This window comes from Candidatus Nitrososphaera sp. 86-2 (assembly GCF_056726185.1).
Window position 1 is genome coordinate 2017280 of sequence record NZ_JBWZON010000001.1, and the last position, 19413, is coordinate 2036692.

At 51.0% G+C, this 19413-nt stretch carries 25 protein-coding genes; 13 read left to right on the top strand and 12 right to left on the bottom strand.

The features are described 5' to 3' along the window. Positions 1-294: 294 nt before the first annotated feature. The 3 genes from ACYOR7_RS12015 (at position 295) to ACYOR7_RS12025 (ending at position 2239) form a co-directional block, all read left to right on the top strand. Positions 295-915: a hypothetical protein gene (locus tag ACYOR7_RS12015; protein ID WP_479914069.1), complete on the top strand. Its 621-nt coding sequence runs from the start codon at positions 295-297 to the stop codon at positions 913-915. A gap of 188 nt (positions 916-1103) precedes the next feature. Further along, positions 1104-1295: a hypothetical protein gene (locus ACYOR7_RS12020; RefSeq protein WP_479914070.1), complete on the top strand. Its 192-nt coding sequence runs from the start codon at positions 1104-1106 to the stop codon at positions 1293-1295. 422 nt (positions 1296-1717) lie between these two features. Further along, positions 1718-2239, top strand: coding sequence for a hypothetical protein (locus tag ACYOR7_RS12025; protein WP_479914071.1), 522 nt, complete (start codon positions 1718-1720; stop codon positions 2237-2239). Positions 2240-2431: 192 nt separating this feature from the next. On the opposite strand, the gene ACYOR7_RS12030 is transcribed toward ACYOR7_RS12025, so the two are convergent. The 5 genes from ACYOR7_RS12030 to ACYOR7_RS12050 all read right to left on the bottom strand — a co-directional run bounded on the left by ACYOR7_RS12030 (position 2432) and on the right by ACYOR7_RS12050 (position 8546). Next, complete coding sequence (locus ACYOR7_RS12030) at positions 2432-2803, bottom strand: hypothetical protein (RefSeq protein WP_479914072.1); 372 nt, start codon at positions 2801-2803, stop codon at positions 2432-2434. A gap of 453 nt (positions 2804-3256) precedes the next feature. Further along, entirely contained in the window at positions 3257-4066 is an 810-nt protein-coding gene (locus ACYOR7_RS12035; RefSeq protein WP_479914073.1) for a hypothetical protein, read from the bottom strand. Positions 4067-4070: 4 nt separating this feature from the next. After that, positions 4071-5522 (bottom strand): hypothetical protein, encoded by a 1452-nt coding sequence (locus tag ACYOR7_RS12040; RefSeq protein WP_479914074.1) that lies wholly within the window; start codon positions 5520-5522, stop codon positions 4071-4073. 1230 nt (positions 5523-6752) lie between these two features. Then, positions 6753-7772 (bottom strand): hypothetical protein, encoded by a 1020-nt coding sequence (locus ACYOR7_RS12045; RefSeq protein ID WP_479914075.1) that lies wholly within the window; start codon positions 7770-7772, stop codon positions 6753-6755. A 315-nt stretch (positions 7773-8087) separates the two neighbouring features. Beyond that, positions 8088-8546 carry a hypothetical protein gene (locus ACYOR7_RS12050; RefSeq protein WP_479914076.1) on the bottom strand — a complete coding sequence of 153 codons (459 nt, stop codon included), beginning with the start codon at positions 8544-8546 and terminating at the stop codon, positions 8088-8090. Between the two features lie 457 nt (positions 8547-9003). Between ACYOR7_RS12050 and ACYOR7_RS12055 the strand changes: the two genes are divergently transcribed. Together ACYOR7_RS12055 and ACYOR7_RS12060 are read left to right on the top strand one after the other, a co-directional pair. After that, the gene (locus ACYOR7_RS12055; protein ID WP_294808597.1) at positions 9004-9393 is read left to right on the top strand and encodes a hypothetical protein; all 390 of its coding nucleotides are present in this window, start codon (positions 9004-9006) and stop codon (positions 9391-9393) included. Positions 9394-9631: 238 nt separating this feature from the next. Further along, positions 9632-10012, top strand: coding sequence for a hypothetical protein (locus tag ACYOR7_RS12060; RefSeq protein WP_479914077.1), 381 nt, complete (start codon positions 9632-9634; stop codon positions 10010-10012). 413 nt (positions 10013-10425) lie between these two features. On the opposite strand, the gene ACYOR7_RS12065 is transcribed toward ACYOR7_RS12060, so the two are convergent. Both ACYOR7_RS12065 and ACYOR7_RS12070 read right to left on the bottom strand, forming a co-directional pair. Then, positions 10426-11100, bottom strand: a complete 675-nt coding sequence (locus ACYOR7_RS12065; protein ID WP_479914078.1) for a PepSY domain-containing protein — start codon at positions 11098-11100, stop codon at positions 10426-10428. A 400-nt stretch (positions 11101-11500) separates the two neighbouring features. Next, positions 11501-12127 (bottom strand): hypothetical protein, encoded by a 627-nt coding sequence (locus tag ACYOR7_RS12070; RefSeq protein ID WP_479914079.1) that lies wholly within the window; start codon positions 12125-12127, stop codon positions 11501-11503. Positions 12128-12214: 87 nt separating this feature from the next. On the opposite strand from ACYOR7_RS12070, the gene ACYOR7_RS12075 reads away from it, so the two are divergent. Both ACYOR7_RS12075 and ACYOR7_RS12080 read left to right on the top strand, forming a co-directional pair. Next, complete coding sequence (locus ACYOR7_RS12075; protein WP_479914080.1) at positions 12215-12724, top strand: hypothetical protein; 510 nt, start codon at positions 12215-12217, stop codon at positions 12722-12724. 41 nt (positions 12725-12765) lie between these two features. Next, complete coding sequence (locus tag ACYOR7_RS12080; protein ID WP_294804633.1) at positions 12766-12927, top strand: hypothetical protein; 162 nt, start codon at positions 12766-12768, stop codon at positions 12925-12927. Here the strand turns inward: ACYOR7_RS12080 and ACYOR7_RS12085 are convergent. Continuing rightward, positions 12924-13289, bottom strand: a complete 366-nt coding sequence (locus ACYOR7_RS12085) for a hypothetical protein (RefSeq protein WP_294804635.1) — start codon at positions 13287-13289, stop codon at positions 12924-12926. The two genes, ACYOR7_RS12080 and ACYOR7_RS12085, sit on opposite strands and share 4 nt — an antisense overlap. A gap of 62 nt (positions 13290-13351) precedes the next feature. On the opposite strand from ACYOR7_RS12085, the gene ACYOR7_RS12090 reads away from it, so the two are divergent. Together ACYOR7_RS12090 and ACYOR7_RS12095 are read left to right on the top strand one after the other, a co-directional pair. Next, complete coding sequence (locus ACYOR7_RS12090) at positions 13352-13732, top strand: PPOX class F420-dependent oxidoreductase (RefSeq protein WP_294804637.1); 381 nt, start codon at positions 13352-13354, stop codon at positions 13730-13732. Next, positions 13733-14050, top strand: coding sequence for a hypothetical protein (locus ACYOR7_RS12095; protein ID WP_479914081.1), 318 nt, complete (start codon positions 13733-13735; stop codon positions 14048-14050). Positions 14051-14350: 300 nt separating this feature from the next. On the opposite strand, the gene ACYOR7_RS12100 is transcribed toward ACYOR7_RS12095, so the two are convergent. Further along, complete coding sequence (locus tag ACYOR7_RS12100) at positions 14351-14650, bottom strand: hypothetical protein (RefSeq protein ID WP_294804641.1); 300 nt, start codon at positions 14648-14650, stop codon at positions 14351-14353. Next, the gene (locus tag ACYOR7_RS12105) at positions 14647-14901 is read right to left on the bottom strand and encodes a hypothetical protein (RefSeq protein ID WP_294804643.1); all 255 of its coding nucleotides are present in this window, start codon (positions 14899-14901) and stop codon (positions 14647-14649) included. The genes ACYOR7_RS12100 and ACYOR7_RS12105 overlap by 4 nt, the downstream gene beginning before the upstream one ends. Positions 14902-14957: 56 nt before the next feature. Here ACYOR7_RS12105 and ACYOR7_RS12110 point away from each other — a divergent pair, with 56 nt between their 5' ends. The 3 genes from ACYOR7_RS12110 (at position 14958) to ACYOR7_RS12120 (ending at position 17679) form a co-directional block, all read left to right on the top strand. Then, complete coding sequence (locus tag ACYOR7_RS12110; protein WP_294804645.1) at positions 14958-15557, top strand: hypothetical protein; 600 nt, start codon at positions 14958-14960, stop codon at positions 15555-15557. 28 nt (positions 15558-15585) lie between these two features. After that, positions 15586-16653, top strand: coding sequence for a hypothetical protein (locus ACYOR7_RS12115; protein ID WP_294804647.1), 1068 nt, complete (start codon positions 15586-15588; stop codon positions 16651-16653). Between the two features lie 84 nt (positions 16654-16737). After that, positions 16738-17679 (top strand): cation diffusion facilitator family transporter, encoded by a 942-nt coding sequence (locus tag ACYOR7_RS12120; protein WP_294804648.1) that lies wholly within the window; start codon positions 16738-16740, stop codon positions 17677-17679. A gap of 19 nt (positions 17680-17698) precedes the next feature. Here the strand turns inward: ACYOR7_RS12120 and ACYOR7_RS12125 are convergent, their stop codons facing one another. Next, positions 17699-17890 (bottom strand): hypothetical protein, encoded by a 192-nt coding sequence (locus ACYOR7_RS12125; protein ID WP_479914082.1) that lies wholly within the window; start codon positions 17888-17890, stop codon positions 17699-17701. 91 nt (positions 17891-17981) lie between these two features. On the opposite strand from ACYOR7_RS12125, the gene ACYOR7_RS12130 reads away from it, so the two are divergent. Beyond that, complete coding sequence (locus ACYOR7_RS12130; protein ID WP_294804652.1) at positions 17982-18827, top strand: DNA-methyltransferase; 846 nt, start codon at positions 17982-17984, stop codon at positions 18825-18827. Here ACYOR7_RS12130 and cbiT read toward each other — a convergent pair. After that, entirely contained in the window at positions 18811-19395 is a 585-nt protein-coding gene (gene cbiT, locus ACYOR7_RS12135; protein ID WP_479914477.1) for a precorrin-6Y C5,15-methyltransferase (decarboxylating) subunit CbiT, read from the bottom strand. The two genes, ACYOR7_RS12130 and cbiT, sit on opposite strands and share 17 nt — an antisense overlap. Positions 19396-19413: the final 18 nt, after the last annotated feature.

Below are 19413 nucleotides of genomic sequence, written 5' to 3' on the forward strand. Positions count from 1 at the left end.
CTAATAAAAACAACATCCTCCTTCTGCAGAATTGTGCCAAGACCTATTGATAGCGGCATTAGACCCGATGACCAGAATTGGGCCAACTATTAATTGACTTTTGACGGCAATCCACGCCTCATAAATAATCGAAGGGAAGTGGATGGCAACTCCTTTATACCATGATATCGAAGCTAAATTGCTGTCTAAGTAGCCAACGCTGGAGGCGCTGTTCTTTTGCGAATGGCTCATTTTTGTGAGGCGCCTTCTCCGCTCTCGGAAGGGTGGCATTAACTTGCAAGTTGGGAATCAAAAATGGGAAAGAGCTATTGGGGCAAGGATAATGAAAAAGAGAATAACGCTAGAAAACAATCACGCGAGGATGAAAGTTCATCTGGAATCGCAGAGTCTGAAGTAGAATCCTTTAGGGAAGTCAATGACAAAGAACTGGGAAGCAATAGTAGCCGCCGGCCGATACGGCTAGATGCAACCGATCTCACATTAGCAGAACTCTTGATTTCTGGTCACACTACGAAGGAAAGCGCCAAAATCCTAGAAAAGCCTGTTAGCACAATTCAGAGAAGAGGGAGATTACTAATTCAACGCGGAGTGCTGAAACCGACCTTTGAATTGGGCTTTTCAAGACTGGGAATAAAAAAAGGATTCTTGCATATCTATCTGAATGATGGGGACTTGTCCGTTACAGTAGACAAGCTGCTTGCCCGTGACGGGGTTTTTTCTGTAGGTGTCCATCTTGGCAATTCTGATATTGTTGGGTTGTTTGCATTCAATGATAGCCGACAAGTTCTGGATTTGATAGAATGGGCGAAACATCAAGCTGGAGTAGAACAGATAGTGTGGTCTGAAGAAGTATACGCAAGAAACACCAGACCAAAATTGGCAAAGATTATCGGCCAAAGAGTAAAAATGCGATAATATGAAAATCTAATCGCTAAGCATCAATTTTGCACCAAACGCGCCAAATGCTATGCAGAATAGTTAATGAGCCTGCAGACCTGATACCGACAGCGGCTATGCCATACTCTGCCATCGAGCAGTGATTCGACCGTTATAGGCGAACTTTATAAGCGAATAGCCTATGGAGAGCATGGGTAAAGAGCAAGATGGCCCAAAAGTTTGTTTGCGACCTTTGTGGAAAGAAACTGTACCATAAAGCAGCTCTTGAGGAGCATTACAAAGACCATAGCCCCAAGACTGCGATAAGGCATGGCGAGGAAAGTCCGGAGGAAGGGTACCACGAGACTGCAATCGATCAGGCGGCAAAAACATATTCCATTACGAACAATCTGTTCTAAATTTACTCTTACATCTTTTAGAAAAGTCGGTTAATGGAAATTTTTTCCTTCGCCAAGATCCCGAGGTAGGTCGTCAAACCAACTTGGCAATTGGATTAATGATATAGAAATGAAATGTTTAGATTGTTAACGGTCATTGTCATAGATTTGCGGCTCCATAAAAAAGGAATATCCCCTTCTCGAATTTGAAAACTCGCCAATTTGAACGACCAGAATTGGGTCAAAATAAACGAAGGCTCCTTTTTGCAAAAAAGTTCTCATCTCAGAGAACGAGAAACGCAAGAACTCTTTAGATTTTCAACATCTTGGCATGGGTGTTAGACATGTTCGTGCAATATTATATCGCGCTTGTTGGAGCAGCTATGGCAGCATCGTTCTCGTTGTCACCTTTGTTAGCCTCAGCCACGAACGACTACTTTACCATGGAAAACGCAGAAGTGCAGGTAGACGAAAGTACAGTTGACGCAAGGCTGAAAACAGGTGGCATTATTCCGCAAGACGGCCAAAGCGCTTATGGTTACGGAATTCTGACAGGTGTAGGAAATGAAGGAATCATAGTGTCCACCACTCATGCAGGTGTGCTTGACAGCGAATTGCAGACTAACGCAAATGACCCGGTATGGCACAACCACTTTGTAAAGCTAGGCAAGAATGTGTCGGGCCGTTGCGGAGATAATCTGGAGGTGGTAGACATTACTCTGGAATCTCCAGGAGAAATAAAAGTGAGGGAGAGCAGGCTCATCCTTGACGATATTCCGTTCTTGTTTGACGGAACAAGCGCCATGACAAAAGAATCCCTTACGCTAGCTCCTGGTGCGAGCCCTCAGCAGATCGTGTCCTTCATGATGGCCCCCAAGTTCGATGGAAATACACTCAAGGCAGTCTGCATAACAAACATCACCCCTGCAGAAGATGTCGAAATCGAAAGTGAAGAGGAGAACTAGGCAAAAAAAAACTCGCTCTACATTTCTTTTTGCCAATTTGAACTCAGGACATCTTTTATTTCTCTCTCGATGGACCGAGCACCCTCGTAAAACTCGGCACATTGACTTTTCTAATCTATTATGGACATATTACTCAGAGGCATCAAAATAGCAGGAGGTATGTGCGCGCGCCATTACGGGCTGAGAAAAACATCAGGCGACATCGGCCGTTGTAACTTTCTCCTTGTTCTTCTCAGCGTCAACTGACGCATATTCTTGCGGCGTTCTTGTATCATGGATCTTGTCATAGTTTGGTTCATAGCCTGCACAGCACCCATGCGGCGCTATGACATCAGACACTTTTCCCAATACATCGGGTCCGTTATCTTCTACAAGTATGCATTTCCCGCCATCAGCATTTATCCAGTAAATACAATTGTAGCAAAAGTGTCCTTCATGCAGATTAGAGTCCGCAAAAGCGTCGTATTCTACATACGAAGCTTTTAACTTGCTAAATTTCTTGAATTTCGTTAGGTTGTCTACAGCGCCGACGGCTTCCTTAATTTTCTGGCCGATATCTGGCATTTCCCTTTTATCGCGCCTCCTCTTTATTTGGGTCCCACAGTGTACAGACTCCGTGCGGCACTATTATGCCAGATTCTTTTCCGTTTACATCGGGGCCAGAATCTTCGACTATGGCACAATGGTTGCCGTTTTTGATAAAGTAGACGCAATTGTAGCAAAAGTATCCTGTATGCAAGTCAGCGTTCTTGAATACATCGAGCTCAAGATATCCTGAGGAAGCCTTTGATAGTTTTGGATATCTCATATCGGTTGGGATCAGTTGTTGTTCAGGCTGCGTCGCCATACCTTAGATACATAGCAAATAATAAAACAGTTGAGGCATTAACTGCAGGTCTATAAAAAAGAGGAGAATTCTCCATGCTTTATGCCTAGAGACACATTAAACTATGTGACCAGAATTGAGTCAGATTTAGGGCGCAGGGTTCGCCAAGAAATGAGATGCCAAAGATCGGTTCATGTGCCACTTGGCATGAGCCTGTACCTGCGAACGATATTCTTCTTCTCACCCTTTCTCTGGACAAGCGTAGTAGTCGCCGCCCCTTCCCTGCGCGCTATTCTGGAGGACCGGTCATCAGGCTTGGTCAATTCTATCTTTATCCTGGAGGGGGTTTTGAACGTGAATATCATTCCTTGCGATGGATCAATCCTGATCCTGTTTGGGCTAATCTGGTTCTGCCCATTGCATTCGATCTTGACAGGGGGAAGGTTCATTCGAGTCTTGCCTAATTCAGGATAATTCACCACGAGTTCTGCCTTGGCATTGTTCATAGTATTTGTGACCGAGTAAGTACCGGGCCGGATAACCGTGACAGACAACATGTCCTCGTCTTTTAGCTCTAGGTTGTCAAATACCTTGATCTGGTTTCCTTGTTTCTCAATTTTGTAGACTTGAACCGCATAGCCGCCGGGCCCCGCAGAAACATGGAACACCGCATAGCCGCCAGCCACCAAGACGAACCGATCAGAGGTCAAGGATTTTAGATCTATATTGACCTGAGTGGCAATGTTGACTGGTCCGGAAGCGCCTGCTGCTCCGGTCTTTTCTCCAGTTGAGAAGGAAGATGATGGGGATGATGACGCCTTTGGGGAAGTATTCTCAACCACTGCAATCGTAAATCGGCGCAAAACCGTCTGCCCTCTTAGCGCAATGCCTTCGTATTCGCCGGCTTGTGAAAACCTGTGCACGACGGTGCACATCATCGAAAGCGACCCGCTGTCCATGTTTACCTGGCTGAAGAGGTGGCGGTTGATGTTTAGCTTCATGCCGCTAGTTCCCCACATCTCCTTCTACAATCAATTCGTTGCCACCGGTATTAACCCTGATGCCCAGGAACTCTATTGGAATCTTTACGGGAATCAAGGGAGCGACGGGATTGGCAGGCGTTGGGACAGGGTTTGCAGGAAGAACCTCCACAGGGTCCTCAAGCTCAAAGAGCGTTATGGCGATGTACTGGCTTATCGCGTCTATGAGTGCTTGGAATATCCCCAGGTTGCCAATCAGGTCCAAGATGAATTCGCCTACATCGTCGGGAATGTCCAGGACGGTCCGAATAATCCCCTCTATCCCTCCCAGGACAAAGTCGATAAAGTCTATTGCCCAGCCAGGGAGGCCCAGCGATGCCAAGAGATTGTCGATTGCATCGACTATGAGGTTGTGGAATAGGTCTCCGACGGTGTCTGCGATGTCGATTATGTCCAGGTCGATTGGGAGCGTCGGCACCATTGTAATCTGCCACCTGTTTGACAGGCCGCCAGAGCCAACCCCGTAAAACACCTTTGGAATCGCGCTAAACGTGATTTCAGAGGTTATCACTCCACTCAGATCAAGAGGTATGGAAATGTCTGGGCTTCCGTCGAACAGATCCAGCGAGGGTGCCCTGACCAGACACCCTCCAAAAGGATTAGGGATGATGCAAAAGCCCCCTATTGTAACCGTGGGGATGTCGATGCCGATGTCCACATGAAGAGTGTCCCACTTGACATCCAGCTCGCTTACCACGATTGATCCATTGCTGCGCAAGTCAATCGTGCCGCCTTCTAGATGCGCGGCGACTGCATAAGAAGCAGTAAAGATGCCCCAGCTGCCAGTGTCGGAAATGTTAAACTTGAAACCCTTTATCAGAGCCCCATAGATTTTCTTGAAGGCTTGTTCAGATACTGCTGCTGTCAGGTCAAAAGTTCCGGTGCGAGTGCGGGGCCGGACGGCACGGGTTATCGTTCCTCCGCCGCCGCTGCCGCCGCCCCCACCACCTCCGCCGCCAGAAGGCGAAACTACTATGTCAAGATCGACCTTGTCCAGGTTGATGAACGTCTTGAGCTGATCATCCTCTATCGCAGGGTTATTGGGAACGGTTGTCGACGCCGAAACTTGGATGTCGCCTGAAATCTGAACGTCATCGCTGCTGCCACTTGAGCTTGGAATGTCAAACAAGCCAAACGCCAGGTTTGATGCGAATTCAGCTATAGGAGGAAAGATTCCATGGTTGAGAACCAGCCTTGCATAACATTCAATTGCATTCTCTAGACCTTCAGGCTTTAGGTCTACTATCTCTATGCCGTCCACGCGGGGCTCGATTCTCTGGTTTCCGACAACCCCGGTTATTTTGCAGCCTGCAGTGGCAAACAGGTCAAGGCAGAAACATTCTAGCCGCGTTGTCGGCAAAGTCACGGGGTAGTTGTTTTTATCCCGGCCCGGCGAAAGGACGCCGGGAGTAGGCACATCTCTTTTATCATGCAGCAAGTCGGCAACAGCTACATCTGATTTCGTCGATACTGCACGCCGTTGTGCTCTGGCCAGGACGGCGCTATCAAAAGAAGATGATGATGTCGGCAGCCTTCCAGGCAGCACTATGTCTTTTGATGGGCAACCAATTCCCGCACAGACTCTAAAGTGCACTGCTAGGCGCTGATTTGCAAGTGGATTGAGTTCTGGCGGGAGGGTGAAAACATTTCCGTTGAAGAAATCCATTTCCCCCTTGGAAAGCTGGACCCCAAAATTTAGCCCCAAGTCGGTTGGACCGACGGAGCCAGGGGGAAAACCGCTCAGGCCAATAACAGGAAGTGGATCAAGGACTGTAACGAGAGGATTCTGATTTCCAATCACTTCAGGTGCAGCATCAATGCGTTCGCAAAGCAATTGGGGATTCGATGCTACCAAGGACGTGCCATAATTGAAGAGAGAAGGCCGCTGGCGCATGATGTGTTTAATCACCCTATTAATGCCCATATCGTGTATTGCAGCGAAAATATCGCAATTACTCGTAAAAGACATTGCCATGTGTCCGAATCAGGAGTTTTTAACCATTATGCATGAAAGTTCTTTCAAGATTATCCAATTCGACCTGCATATTCTAATTCGTGGTGAATTCGTCCCTTCTCTTTGCATTATTTCAAGAGGTCTGGAAAGGAATGAGCCAACTATGATTACGCCCTTACGGCGCCAATTCCCACATTCTTGTACATGTTTGTCCGGTCCACTCCCGGATGAAAGGCAAAGTCCTAGTTACAAAATAAACAAGATCACAAAATCGACGAGATCGTCAGGCCCTCTCCTTGGCAGCATCCGGGTTGTCCTTTAAGACAGAATTGCTCAGGCCGCACACTGTGCATTTGTAGATTATCGTGTTTTCAAGCTCGCGGTCGGCCTTCATTTCTGCCCCGCAGCACGGGCATCTCAACAACTTGCAATGACAGTTTTTATCATCTTGGAATATAAAGCTAAATCATCATCATGTCAGCCCATTAGTGATCTTCATCTTTCTGTTTTTATCTATACCAGAGAAGCAGATGTAGCAATGATAGCAGCTTGAAGCACCTTGCTTGCAATGTCGACTGCACCTTCGTCATCCTGCAAATTGTTTTTGATGTTTCATGCTGACAGCATAGCTTTGCAAGTCGAGATTAGTGACAAAACTGGGAAATAAAAAAGAGGAGAAGGGGCTACGTCTTCTTAGTAGCCTTCTTCAAAGTCCTCGCTTGCAGTAAAGTCGTCACACTTGTAGAACGCGCCGTTAAAGTCGTAGTAGACGCTTCCCATGTAAAAGTCGTCGCACTGGTACTCGTTGCCGTCGTCGTCATAGTAGAACTTGCCTTCCTCGTCCCACTGGTGGTCCTCAAAGTGCTCATCGTAGAACTTGAAGGTCTTGGTGCTGTCACTGTTGTCATAGTCCTCGTTGTCGTAGTGGACGTAGTAGTTCGTACCGCCTCTGTAGTCGCTGCTGTAGTGGTTGTGTATGACGATCTTTACGGTATTATAGTAGCTGTCATCGTGGTGGTACTTGAACTTCTTTTTCCAGTGTGCGCTGTAGTAGTACCCGTCGTTGCCGTCATCGTGGAACTTCTCCTTGTACTTGAAATGCTTCGGGCCATAGTATTTGTCATCGTCGCTGTTGTAGTGCCTCTTGTACTTGCTGTCATAGTCGTCGCCGTTGTTGTCGTTGCTATAGTTCTTCTTGTGCCCATGGTCGCCATTGTCATCGTCTTTATTCCAGTGCTTCTTCCCATGGTCGTCATCGCTGCTGTAATCGTCGTTGCTGTTGTTCTTCCAATGCTTCTTGTCTTCAGAGTCGCTATCGTCACTGCTGCCTCCATTGCCGCCGTTACCTCCATTTCCACCGTTGCCTATTAGGAGCCCTGCGTCACCGCCATTTCCTCCATCGCCTCCGTTGCCGCCATTTCCTCCATTGCCACCATCTCCGGAACCATGGCTGTCGCCGCCGTCCCCTCCATCGCCACCGTTACCTCCGTTTCCACCGTCGCCGCCATTACCGACAACATTGCCGAGAATCTCGTTTACTAATCCGCCATTTCCTCCATCGCCTCCGTTGCCGCCATTTCCACCGTTCCCGCCGTTTCCGGCAGCAAACGCGTTGGCAGGTGCGCCAAAGGCGTATGATGCTATTGCGGCACCCAGTATCAGCATCGATAAGAATGCCGTTTTGTTTTTGTTGATGTTGTTGTTATTCGACATCTCGCGTTAGCATATCGCCAATGTTTTAAAGCATTGAGAAGTCGAAACTTATAATGTGATTATAACCATTAATCCTAGAGAGAAACTTTAGGCCATTGTGCAAAATCTGTTGTATATACGAGTGCCAGCGTGTCTGGCTTGAGCGAGGGCGGCATATTGCGCCGCTGTCTATATTCAACCGGCAAATGCGTTGTCGAGCCTAAAAAATGTCTGTCTGGAACCCTTTTGGCGCGGCTCAAGGTTGCAAGAAAAAAACGAGCGGCGCTCTGACGGACGTGAAGCATCGCGGGCGTACAGAAAGAAAAAGGGAGTCAGTTAGCTGGTTAAACTCGCTCCATCCTGTCCGTCTTGGCCGTCCTCTCCATCCTGTCCATCTTGGCCGTTCACCGCGGCCTGCTCATTGCTAGGAATGGGAAGGCCAAAGTCGTTGCACTTGAACAGGCTGTCGTTTACTTGGTAGTATATGGTGCCGTTGTACACCTTGTCGCATGTCAGCTCGGTTCCGTTCGAATCAAAATATGAAAGCGCAGTCCCGTTCCATGTGTGTTCAGGGTCGTGCCTGTCAAAGAATTTTAGTTTTTCAGGAGCAACATCAGATGCGGTCTTGTTCCCGCCAGAACCGCCGATGCCTTTCTTGCCACCCTCGCCGCCCTGGCCTCCCTCGGCAAGTGCCGGAGCCGATGCGACAAAGACGAACGATGATGCTAGTGCGGCACCAACTATCAAAAATGACAGCAGCAATGCCGCCTTGTTTTGTGTTATTTTTTTAGACATCGTGCAAGAAGGATGCCGTAATTTAAAAGCCTTGAGAAAACAGGTCTAATAATAATTTCATGTAACTTTGACATCTGGAGAAAAAGGAGTATTTTTTGATTGAATTCAAGGCGCAAAGGCAGGATCATCAAAGATGAAGGGCCTATCCGCGTGATGTCGGATGTGTCTAACTGGACAGGCCCTTCATTCCTTCTTGCGACGACGACTGCGTATCTGCGCATACTGGGTATGTACAGTAACGATCTGTGTATGCCTACTGCATAAATAAATGGCTAAACAATGTTAATGGAGAAATGTCATATTCTGTCTTTCTTCCCCCTGCACCCCATAGGATAGTAACCGACTCGCATTATGCAACGAATTAAAGTATAGCGACTAACCTAGATTTTCAACCTAAGGATTTCCCTTTCCATAGTTAATCAAGTCCTTAAAACCATAGGGTTGAGACTGTTGAATGATGTCAAGTCTAACGAAGAACAAGATGGCGTTAACCGCCGCGCTCTTGGCTTTGGGCTTTGCAGTCGCAACATCGGCACTCGTAATGCCGACTGCTGCCTTTGCCAGCTCGAGCTACGACGACAACAACAACTGTGACGACAACAATGATGACTACTATTCGTCAAGCTACAGCCACGACGACAACAATTGCTCCTGCGACAACGGTGACGATGACCATGATAGCGACTACTACTCGACCAGCTATGGCAGTGACGACAAGAGTGATGACAACGGGGACAGCTGCTCCTGCGACAACGGTGACTCTGGTCACGATGACTACTACTGGTCAAGCTACAGCCACGACGACAGCTGCGACGATGACAACGGTGACGACAGCAGCGACTACTAGAACAGCAGCATAGAGAGCATGAACTTTGAGGTGCGATGGTTCTGAATCATCGTGCCTCTTCTATCTTTTTTCTGGGGCACCGCATCAGGTGTGATTGACTGTTATTCAAAAGCCGTTTTGCAGGAAGGGGCGCCGTAAAAAAAAGAAATCCTAGCTGGGCGCAAAATCCCGAATCAGATTCAAGCGTCTTGCGCAAGAATTCAATAATATAATGACACAGCCATATTAGACGAAGACGATGACTGTACCGGGACCACCGTCGCCATCGTTCTTCTTCTTTATCTTGGCGATGTTCCTTGTTCTGACAATATCTGTCACGACCGGTGCCCACCCTGTTTTTGGCCAAGTTGCATCCAATGCTACTGCTGCTTCAACAGCGACAGGCCCGACGCCGGAGCAGCTCCAGGAATGTAAAGTGTTAGGGATAGAGCCGCAGAAATGCTCAGAGATAAAGATACTCAGGACGCGTCAAATATGCATAGGCCCATGTCTGCCCTCCTCTTCCGCAGGAGTTGACGAGAGCGGGCGTTTCTCCCAGCTTTTCCCGATATTTGCAGGAATCGCCGCGTGCGCAGGCGCAGTCATTTTCGTAAAGAAGATAAGCAACAGCAACAAGTAGGGCAGGCCATGAAACGACAAGGTGCGCGGCGGGGCGCGATTGCACGATGATTTGCAGGATGCACACGAAATGATGCCGGAGCATGACTCGCTAGCGAGCCATTTTTAATAGTACGTCCTGCCCAACCACGATGCCATGTAGATGGACAGGACGAAAGATGGTTTCTATGACGAGGTTTTTGTCAAGTCGTCTTTCGCCTGATGACTACGCACCTAATAGATGGAGAACCTGTCCAATAAAAAATACTTCAAAGATGTAATGGGGGCGTTTTTTATGCAGTATTTGCATGTAAACAAGGTCTTGGCAATAGCGCCTGCAAAAAGCGTCCGGAAATAAAAAGGAAAAAAGGGAGAGAAGCTCATTGTAAGAGCTTCCGTCTACGTTTCTACATGGTTTCGTTGTACCCTACTGCATCAACCGTTGTCTTCTTCTTCGTTTCCGCCGCTACTGCTGCTTCCTCCGCCCATCTCAATTCCAGAGCTTTCCATGAACGAGTTGCCCACGGGTATTCCTGGAGAGGCGTAGAGCACGCTTCCGTCGCCTGGATCAACGATTATGTGATAGAGGTTGTGGTTGGCAACATCCACCACTGTAACCGTGTACGCTAGGTAGCCCTGAACCACGTCCAGCTGGGTGTCAAGCGCTGTGCCGTTGGTGACTTGGGTGAGTGCTATCTGCGTGGCGTTGGCCTCTGGCACTGCCAGTATGTCTGGATTAATGTCGCCTGCTGTCTGGTTGGCATTGACTTTGATTGTTCCCGTTATCGTAGTGGCTTCCGGGCCGGCTGCGGTAGCGTTGTCTGATGGAGCGGTTGCTGTGCCGTTTTCGGATGGAGTAGTTGCTGTACTGTTGTCTGCTTGGTCAGTTGCTGTGCCGTTGTCTGATGGAGCGGTCATGGTACTGTTGTCAGATGGAGTAGTTGCTGTACTGTTGTCTGCTTGGTCAGTCAGGGTGTTGTCCCCGTTTTCGTCCTCGCCGGGTGTAGTCTGTGCGAAAGCAACGAATGGCACTACTGCCATCGATGCGACCGCCATGACTGCAATCAGCAGGACAGGAACTAGCAACTGCTTTCCTGTTAGACTTGTCATCGTTGAATTGCGACAGCCATGATTCTTAAGACTTGAGGAGAAGAAACAGAGGATCAAATTATTTGTAATATTCATATGAAAAATGTCAAGAAATTATTTTTGCCCGGTAGGGGATATATTGTTCTGATTCTTTCAGGTTTTTTGCAAATCCCAGGCTTTTCTTTTGATGCCGCGAGGCAGACTTTTTTGCCAAGGCTTTTGCGCAGGCTTTTAATCCTGATTTTGCCGCTTTGCTCGGGCGCAAGAGAAAAGCTTGCGAGATGCTTATCTATTGATGCAGCTTGTCGCAGCCTGCTTTGCAGGCGATATATTTGCGCTCTCCGCGTCGATTTGCATAGCTTCTTCTCCTAACGAGGTGCAGAGAGATTTTACCAGCATTTGACAAAAAATAGTAGCTGGATCAGCTACGCCTGCGCCTTTCGTCTTCGGTCCTTTGCCTTGCTTCCCTAGACAATGACGATGACGCCTGCCCGAACGTCTCGACAAATCCTGCAGCTATTCTAGCCATCTCTCTCGCGTTGTCTCTTGCGTGGTTCATAGTAGTCCTTGCGGCTTCAATGTTTGCAAACATCATGTTATTCGCCATCCTCGTGGTGGCCAAAGTGACGTCTGCAAAGCTGCCTGCCATCCTCGTGTACAGGTCTGCCATCGCCTGGGGCGACGCCGGCATACCCCACCACCATGACGACTGACGCACGTTCTGCATCCAGTTTGACTGGATGGAACTGATCGCCTGCCTCTGGGAATCGAGGTAGCTTTCGGCAATATCCCTCGTCGCGTCTATCGATTGATTCTGGTAATCGTTCACAACTTGGTTGTATCTTGGAATCTCTTTCCTTGCCTCGTCAATAGCCTCACGGATATTCTGCTTGGTCTCGTCGATGGACCGGGCCACTGCCTCTTGCTGCTCTTGCAGTTCCTGCTGCTGCGGGCTACTACTACCACCGCCGCCGCTCCTGCTGCTCTCTGCGGCAGTTCCCCCTCCTCTTTTTTCTGGCTCTTCTTTTTCATCTTTTCTAGAAGCCATATCTCTTTTCATGAAATGAACCGCATCATGAAACAAAAGGGTTTTGAAACGACAAGGTTTTAGCAAGAGTGGCGCTGACCCTCTTGCATGGGCAACAGTAGCATCAGCCTGTCTGTTACTCCTTCGCTGAGGGACGCGCTTTTGGACCTGTATTTCCGGGAAACCTGCGACCAGCAGGGCTGGGCGTACGTTGCTGCGCCCAAGGACATCTCGTTCAGAGAAAAAAACACCCTTGCCTTCAGCAAGGGTCAGCGCAAGGTCCAGATCAAGGTGCACGAGCAGCTGGTGCAGGAGATAGAAAAGACGGCACCTGTCTTTGACTACCTTGCGTGCAAGGTCGGCAAGCAAGAGGGCATGGTGGTCGCAAGCCCGCTTGCGCTTTGCTGGGTAAAGACTAGGGGCGGCAAGGAGTTTACGGACGGCCAGCTCGACGCAATGGGCAGGATAAAGCTGCCAGTTGCAGTGTTTCGCGTCCGAGACGTGCTTGTGCCGCCGACCAAGATAGAGACGAAATGGGAAGCAAAGAGCGGCAAGGAATGGCTCGACGAGATCGACGACAGGCGGGAGGAGGCCGAGTCCGACGATGACTATCTCTAGCAAGCCTTAATATGACAACAATCATCCACGCCAAGTAGTATATGCAAGGAATCCAGAAAGCAAAATGCGCTTCATGCGGAATCATGTTCATGTCTGAAAACAACGCCAAGACGTGTCCAGAGTGCTCCAGCCACGGCATGGGCGGCGGTAGCCACGATCACGGCAGCATGGGCGGATGCGGCTGCGGCGGCCACCACCACTAGTTTTTTCCCTGCGCCGCCACTACCGCCGCAAAAGAGTCTAGGAACCCCTGCGCGTACAGGTTAGCGTGTCTCTCGGTGCCCCGGTGGGGCCCTCCCTGCGACCTGAGGTGATGGTAGAATTCGTGCAAGATAACGAACGGGTTGTAAAATATGTCCGAGTTCATAGCATAGATCTTTCTCTCTTTCGGGACGTATACCGCGTACACGGTCCTCCTCTTTCCCTTGATGGTCCCGACTGCGATCTCGGGAGGCTTGACCCTGTAGAATTCGCCCAGTAGTTTCAGGGCCTCCTCGGTCCTCTTGTTCAGGATCATGTACACTATCCTTGCCTGCATCATCCTGTCGGGTCCTGCCGCCGGCATATGGCTTCTGTATAGAAAAGGGCGACTGAAAAGGTTAATTCCCGCAAAGTCCAACCGGAATCGTGGGAGCAGCAGACCTATCGCAGTTCGAAGGCAAGCAGTGCATCAACCTAGAGACCTACAGGAAAACCGGCCAGCCGGTGGCGACCCCTGTGTGGTTCACTATAGACGGCAACAGGCTGTTTGTCGTGACAAAGAGCGATACAGGCAAGGTCAAGCGCCTGCGCAACAACGAGGCGGTCAGGGTGATGCCGTGTGGGATGCGCGGCGAGCCAAAGGGCGAGTGGGTGGGCGCAAAGGCGCGTTTTGCAACGCCGGAAGAAACAGAGACGGCGCTAAAGCAGAGGAGCAAGAAGTACGGCTTTAAGGCCAAGATAGCAGGGTTTTTCTCGTCCGGCAGGGGCGAGCTCGTTGCGATATCGATAGCGCCAGAAGGAGCATAATTGATGATAAGGGTGGACATTTCGCGCCTGTGCGCAGATCTAAAGCCGGCAATCCTCGGCGCGCTTTCGGCCGACGACGGCGATGTTGTAATCGTTCACGAGGACGACATAGGGAAGGTCAAGCAGGTTTTGGAGAAAAAGCTGCCGGAAGACTATGTGGTTGCCGAGAACACGGAGGACCCCAAAGAGCTTGCGGTCCTGAAAAAGGGCGACCTTGAGCAGCTCAGCCTCTACTTTTGCAGTTTTTGCGCGATGGTCTTTGGGTCAGAGACAGAGCGCAACCTGCACCAGCGGGTCCACTATTTTGGGTTCGGCTGATGACGTATAGCAGACCTATAACACGATTTACAGAAATTCGATGTTATCATAAATTTTAATTACTGATCTTTATAAGAGAACTAGAAAATTATAACTTCTATACAAACAGAAGATTTTAATACTAAAAATTCCATATTACTGATGATGACAAAAGTCGTGCCGACAACCATTGCTTGACGATGGCGCTTGGCGGCACATGAAAAGAAAAAAAACAAAACTGCATCGGAAGGTACAAAAACCGCGACTTTGACGGCATGGGCTGTAACAAAGGTCGTTGATGCAGGATCGCCAAGCGCCTCATCATCCCTCTTTCAGTTCTATCTCTTTCACGCCAACGTCCATGACCATATAGAATTTCCCGGCTGCCTCGATGATGTCGCCTGCCGCTATCGTTGCGTGCGGCCTCTTTTCCTTCAGCGGGTGGCCAAACGGTTTTTCGCTCTCCCGGAAGCGCAGCCAAATCCTGCCGGTGGTAATGATGTTTTTCAGCTCGTGCTCCCACACGAGGTCGTAGATGGTCGAAAGAGCCTGCTGACTTATCCTTGCGTCGAGAAGCTCGACGCCTACGGCTTCCCTGCAGAAATAGACACGGACCTTCATTCCTTTTGCTTCACTCGCGGCGCGCGAAAGTCGCCTATGTCAAAACCTTTTTCGCGCAGGTATTTCAGCGCCAGCTTGTAGACTATTTCGTCGTGGCCCGCCGCTTCAAGCACGCGCGACCACTGCACCGCGCCTGACTGCGCTATCTCGCCTTCAAGGATGCCGGCGACGCCCCTTGCCTCCTGCCGGCACTGCTCAAACGTCTTGCCGTTGCGGTAGGCGTGTGTGCGAGAGTCGCAGGCGTCATCCATGCATGAGCAATCCCTGACAAGAAATTTAAACGGTGCATCCGCTAATGCACGCTGTCTTGAACAACAAGGGCACAGTCATCGCAGGCGTTGCCATTGGAGCGGCAGTCGCCTACTTTGCTGTAACGGTGCTCGTCCTGCCCGGCGCGTACGTCCCGGCGCTGACGCCTCCGAAGCCAGAGCCGGTAGTAACTGACGTCTCTGTTTCCAATAGCACGATAGAGCTTGGCCAGAGTTTTGCGCTGCGGGTCAACGCCACGAACCAAGGCGACCACGCCGACAGGCAGATAGTGTCCGTCGCGTTTCCAAACGCAACAAGCACTAATGGCGTCGTGACCATGCAGGAGGAAAACTTCAAGCAGTCAGCCGCTTTTATCGCGGTAGGAACTCCCGTAGGTTCAGGGTATGCAGGCACAGCCCAGAAGGTAAATGCGCAGTACCCGTCTGTCGAAATATACAGCAGCCCGTGGCAAAAGGGCGAGTCGTTTAACATGGTGCTGTCAGTCAAGCCTGCGCAGGAGGGCAGGTTCGTGTTTTTCGTAAAGGCAGTCGGCTTTCCGCACAACGGCGACCAAGCGCACTGGCCTTCTAGCGGGACGCTTGACCAGCAGAACGAGTACGTAGGCGTCTACTCCGTCAACGTGGTGACAAAGGCTTAAAATTGTACATGCATGAATATTACAGGCATTGAACTATTTCCAGCGCGGGACGCTCATCTCCGAGCCGACGCAGAGGCTCTCTGCTGGATACATCATCCTCACGCTCGGAGTCCTCATGGCGATATCCGGAGGCACGTGGGACGTCACTAACCACCTGCTGAACAAGCCCGAGACGTTCTTCTCTCCTCCCCATGCGGTTCTCTACTCGGGCGCGGGGACGGCTGTATTTGGTGCCGTGCTGGTGCTATCGGCTTCCCGCGCCGCCAAAAAAACAGACTGGCCAGCCAGGCTTGCAATCGCGGGGGTCACGCTCTTGCTGGTCGCCGGCCCGGTGGATTTCTGGTGGCACTCGCTCTTTGGCCTTGACGGTCTGCTCAGCCCGCCCCACGCCGTCCTTGTAAGTGGCATGGTGACAAGCGGAATCGGCGCCATGATAGGCATCATCTATGCGTGGCCAAAGGTGGAGAGCAAATCGCTTCCAAGGGCCCTTCTGGTGCTCGGCATGCTGCCCGTCTGGCTTGCAGCTGCCGGCTCTATCGACATGTTCTCACTCCCGTTCTCCGACACTGGCTTTTTCCATTTCAACCCGCAGCCGTGGGCAGGCGCGCTGGTAGCCATGCTCGGCTTTCCGCTGATAACTGCCGCAATCATCGTCGCAACGTCCAGCCTTGCGAACAGGAGGTTTGGCGTCGTTTCCGCGCTTGCCGGCGCGTTCGTGTTTGTCTGCGCGCTGACGTCCATAGTCCCCAACGAGGCTCTCTGGCCCACCATCCCGTTCTACATATCCATAATGATCCCACTCGTCGCGGCGGACGCCATGCTGTCGCACTGGAAGTCAAAAGGCGCGATATTTGCGGCAGGGATGATCGCGGGCCTTGCGTTTTTCGTGCTCTATTATCCGCTGATAACGCACACCTTTAACAAGATAGTAATGCCGGAAAGGGCCGTGTGGGCAAGCCTCACAGGGCTCATATACTTTGACATGGTGCCGGCGGTGTTCCCGCTGGTGGCAGTCCCGGCCGCGGCAATGGGTGTCTTTGGAGCGATAATAGGGCAGAGGATGGCTACAAGGGCAGAGCTTGCGCTCTTGAAATAATAATAGACAGTACTCCCTATTTCTCCGAGCCGCGGTACACATACATACACACCTGCAGGCAAAAAAAACAGTGAAAAATCTGCAATGACACAGGAGGAAAGGAGGAACAAGCTGGCGCTGGAGCGGATGAAAAAGCTCAAGATAGTGCTTGTGCTGACTTCTGGCTACCTCGCTGCCGAAGTTGTCGGGGGCCTTCTCACCAACAGCCTAGCGCTGCTAGCAGACGCGGGCCACATGCTCACCGACGTCGGCGGCCTGACCCTTGCGCTCTTTGCCATCAGCTACGCCCGCAGGCCGGCCACCCCGCAGAGGACGTACGGCTTTTACAGGATGGAGATACTTGCCTCGCTTGCAAACGGCGTGGTGCTGGTGCTCTTGTCGGTGTACATCCTGTACGAAGCCTACAGGCGCATATTTGAGCCTCCAGAAGTCCAGAGTTTATCGATGACCATAGTGGCCGCTATCGGCCTTGCAGTCAACCTGGCAGGGATGCGGCTGATTGGTGGTCGCCACAATCACGGCGCTCACGAGCATGAGCACGACCACGAGGAAGAAGAGAAGGAAGAAGAAAAAAGCCTGAACATCGAAGGGGCGCGCCTGGAGCTCCTTTCTGACACGCTGGGGTCGATTGGCGTGATTGCCGCTGGCGCGGTAATAATGGCGACGGGGTTCCGCCTTGCAGACCCGATAGTAAGCATCGGCCTTGCCGTGTTCATACTCCCAAGGACGTGGTCGCTTCTCAAAAAGTCGGTCCACATCCTGATGGAAGGAGTGCCGAGCAACATATCGTACGAGGAAGTAAAGAGCGCGATACTCCAAGTGAGAGGAGTGACGGGGATATTTGACATGCACATATGGACAATAACGTCGGGCATCAATGCCCTATCTGCTCACGTAGTCGTGATAGACATTGGCAGGTCAAGCGCGATACTGCAAGAGATAAACTCGCTGCTTGAAAAGCGCTTTCGGATAACCCACGCCACAATCCAGATAGAGAGTTACCATTCCGAATCGGGCGCGCCCTGACTTATTGTTGTTTTTTGTACTAATCAAACACGTGCAGGCCGCCGACCATCGACATCAACACCACGACGACTATGATTATCAGCCCGATGACGAGCCCGACTGCGATGAGCGACATGTCGTCCATCTGGATCTGGCTTAACAAGGCGGAGCTCTGCGGTGTGTCAAAAAGCGACTGTATGAATGCCGGATTGACAAAAACAGGCGCTGGCATGGATTTGGTAGCTCTACGCTTTACTTAAGGCTTACGTCCTTTGCCGATTCTGGGCATCGCTTAAATGCATGGCAGGAACCTTGCAGGTTGTATGCACGGCAACGGCCCGTACAGGGTGCTGCACTATGGCAACAGCAGTTCTGCCACCCTGTACCTCAAGGACTGCATCGCGGGCTTCAACGACGACGTCAGAGAGGGGTCGGTCGACGTCGTAGTCACGTCGCCTCCGTACAACATCGGGGTCGGCTACAACTCGTACCGCGATACCTTGCCCCGCGAAAAGTACCTCGCTTGGATGGAGCAGGTCGGAATCGCAGTCAAGAGGGCGCTTGCCGACGACGGCTCGTTCTTTCTCAATATCGGCAACAGGCCGAAGGACCAGTGGATAGCGTGGGACGTCGCCTCTGTCATGCGCAGGCACTTTGCCCTGCAGAACGTGATAACATGGGTCAAGTCGATTGCGATAGGCAAGGCAGACGCAGGCGACTATCCCGGGATTACCGGCGACATTGCGGTAGGCCACTTCAAGCCCGTCGCAAGCGAGCGCTTTCTCAACGACTGCTACGAGTACATTTTCCATTTCACAAAGACCGGCGAGACAAAACTGGACAAGCTGGCAGTAGGGATACCGTACCAGGACAAGAGCAACATCGGCAGGTGGAAAAAAGCCAAGCAGGACAGGCGAGACCGGGGAAACACGTGGTTCATCCCGTACGAGACGATACAGAGTAGAAAGGATAGGCCGCATCCTGCCACGTTTCCGGTAAAGCTGCCGGAAATGTGCATCATGCTGCACGGCCGCGCCGGGCTCGTGGCAGACCCCTTTACAGGCATCGGCTCGACGGCGCTAGCCGCAAAAAAGCTCGGCATTTCGTTTATCGGCTTTGAGATAGACAGGAGCTACCTCGACGAGGCGATAGCTAGGTTGCTTTCGTAGCCGAGATCATCATCACGGGGTTTCGCGCAAGCATCATCGTTCCTGTCGTAACCTTGCGCGCCTTTGCAATCGTCACCTGCGTCACGTCGACATCCTTCAACCCCAGCTCGCCGACTGCGGCAAGGGCCTGGTACATCGTCTCTATCAATATCGTGTCAATAACTATTCTGCCTCCCTTTTTCAGCCTGTCCACTGACAGCTGTATCACCTGCTTTGCGTCGCCCCAGGTGCCCCCCACTATGACGGCGTCAACCTGCGGGAGCGTCGGGAGCACGTCCTGCGCCTTTCCGAGGATCACCTGCGCTGCAGTCCCAAATTTTACAAGGTTCTTTTTTGTCAGCTCGACAGCGTTATTATCGAAATCAATCGCATACACCTGCCCCCCTGTCTGCAGGCACAATTCCACGGTGATGCTGCCGCTGCCGCACCCCACGTCGATGGCGGAATACCCTTCTTTCAATCTGAGCTTGCTTATCGCAAGGGCACGCACATCCTCCTTTGTTATCGGGACGTCCTCCATGCGCTCGAAAAGCTCGTCAGGGATGCCGGGCGTGCTATAGTCCCACAACAATACGGACGGCGTTAC

What these genes read in the sequence shown, in the direction of transcription:
- ACYOR7_RS12120 (WP_294804648.1), top strand. Translation starts at nt 16,738, where the DNA reads ATGACACAGGAGGAAAGGAGGAACAAGCTGGCGCTGGAGCGGATGAAA.
- ACYOR7_RS12050 (WP_479914076.1), bottom strand. Translation starts at nt 8,546, where the DNA reads ATGTCTAAAAAAATAACACAAAACAAGGCGGCATTGCTGCTGTCATTT.
- ACYOR7_RS12045 (WP_479914075.1), bottom strand. Translation starts at nt 7,772, where the DNA reads ATGTCGAATAACAACAACATCAACAAAAACAAAACGGCATTCTTATCG.
- ACYOR7_RS12055 (WP_294808597.1), top strand. Translation starts at nt 9,004, where the DNA reads ATGTCAAGTCTAACGAAGAACAAGATGGCGTTAACCGCCGCGCTCTTG.
- ACYOR7_RS12080 (WP_294804633.1), top strand. Translation starts at nt 12,766, where the DNA reads ATGCAAGGAATCCAGAAAGCAAAATGCGCTTCATGCGGAATCATGTTC.
- ACYOR7_RS12130 (WP_294804652.1), top strand. Translation starts at nt 17,982, where the DNA reads ATGCACGGCAACGGCCCGTACAGGGTGCTGCACTATGGCAACAGCAGT.
- ACYOR7_RS12030 (WP_479914072.1), bottom strand. Translation starts at nt 2,803, where the DNA reads ATGCCAGATATCGGCCAGAAAATTAAGGAAGCCGTCGGCGCTGTAGAC.
- ACYOR7_RS12125 (WP_479914082.1), bottom strand. Translation starts at nt 17,890, where the DNA reads ATGCCAGCGCCTGTTTTTGTCAATCCGGCATTCATACAGTCGCTTTTT.
- ACYOR7_RS12025 (WP_479914071.1), top strand. Translation starts at nt 1,718, where the DNA reads ATGGAAAACGCAGAAGTGCAGGTAGACGAAAGTACAGTTGACGCAAGG.
- ACYOR7_RS12105 (WP_294804643.1), bottom strand. Translation starts at nt 14,901, where the DNA reads ATGGATGACGCCTGCGACTCTCGCACACACGCCTACCGCAACGGCAAG.
- ACYOR7_RS12075 (WP_479914080.1), top strand. Translation starts at nt 12,215, where the DNA reads ATGGGCAACAGTAGCATCAGCCTGTCTGTTACTCCTTCGCTGAGGGAC.
- ACYOR7_RS12020 (WP_479914070.1), top strand. Translation starts at nt 1,104, where the DNA reads ATGGCCCAAAAGTTTGTTTGCGACCTTTGTGGAAAGAAACTGTACCAT.
- ACYOR7_RS12100 (WP_294804641.1), bottom strand. Translation starts at nt 14,650, where the DNA reads ATGAAGGTCCGTGTCTATTTCTGCAGGGAAGCCGTAGGCGTCGAGCTT.
- ACYOR7_RS12065 (WP_479914078.1), bottom strand. Translation starts at nt 11,100, where the DNA reads ATGACAAGTCTAACAGGAAAGCAGTTGCTAGTTCCTGTCCTGCTGATT.
- ACYOR7_RS12070 (WP_479914079.1), bottom strand. Translation starts at nt 12,127, where the DNA reads ATGGCTTCTAGAAAAGATGAAAAAGAAGAGCCAGAAAAAAGAGGAGGG.
- ACYOR7_RS12015 (WP_479914069.1), top strand. Translation starts at nt 295, where the DNA reads ATGGGAAAGAGCTATTGGGGCAAGGATAATGAAAAAGAGAATAACGCT.
- ACYOR7_RS12085 (WP_294804635.1), bottom strand. Translation starts at nt 13,289, where the DNA reads ATGCCGGCGGCAGGACCCGACAGGATGATGCAGGCAAGGATAGTGTAC.
- ACYOR7_RS12060 (WP_479914077.1), top strand. Translation starts at nt 9,632, where the DNA reads ATGACTGTACCGGGACCACCGTCGCCATCGTTCTTCTTCTTTATCTTG.
- ACYOR7_RS12035 (WP_479914073.1), bottom strand. Translation starts at nt 4,066, where the DNA reads ATGAAGCTAAACATCAACCGCCACCTCTTCAGCCAGGTAAACATGGAC.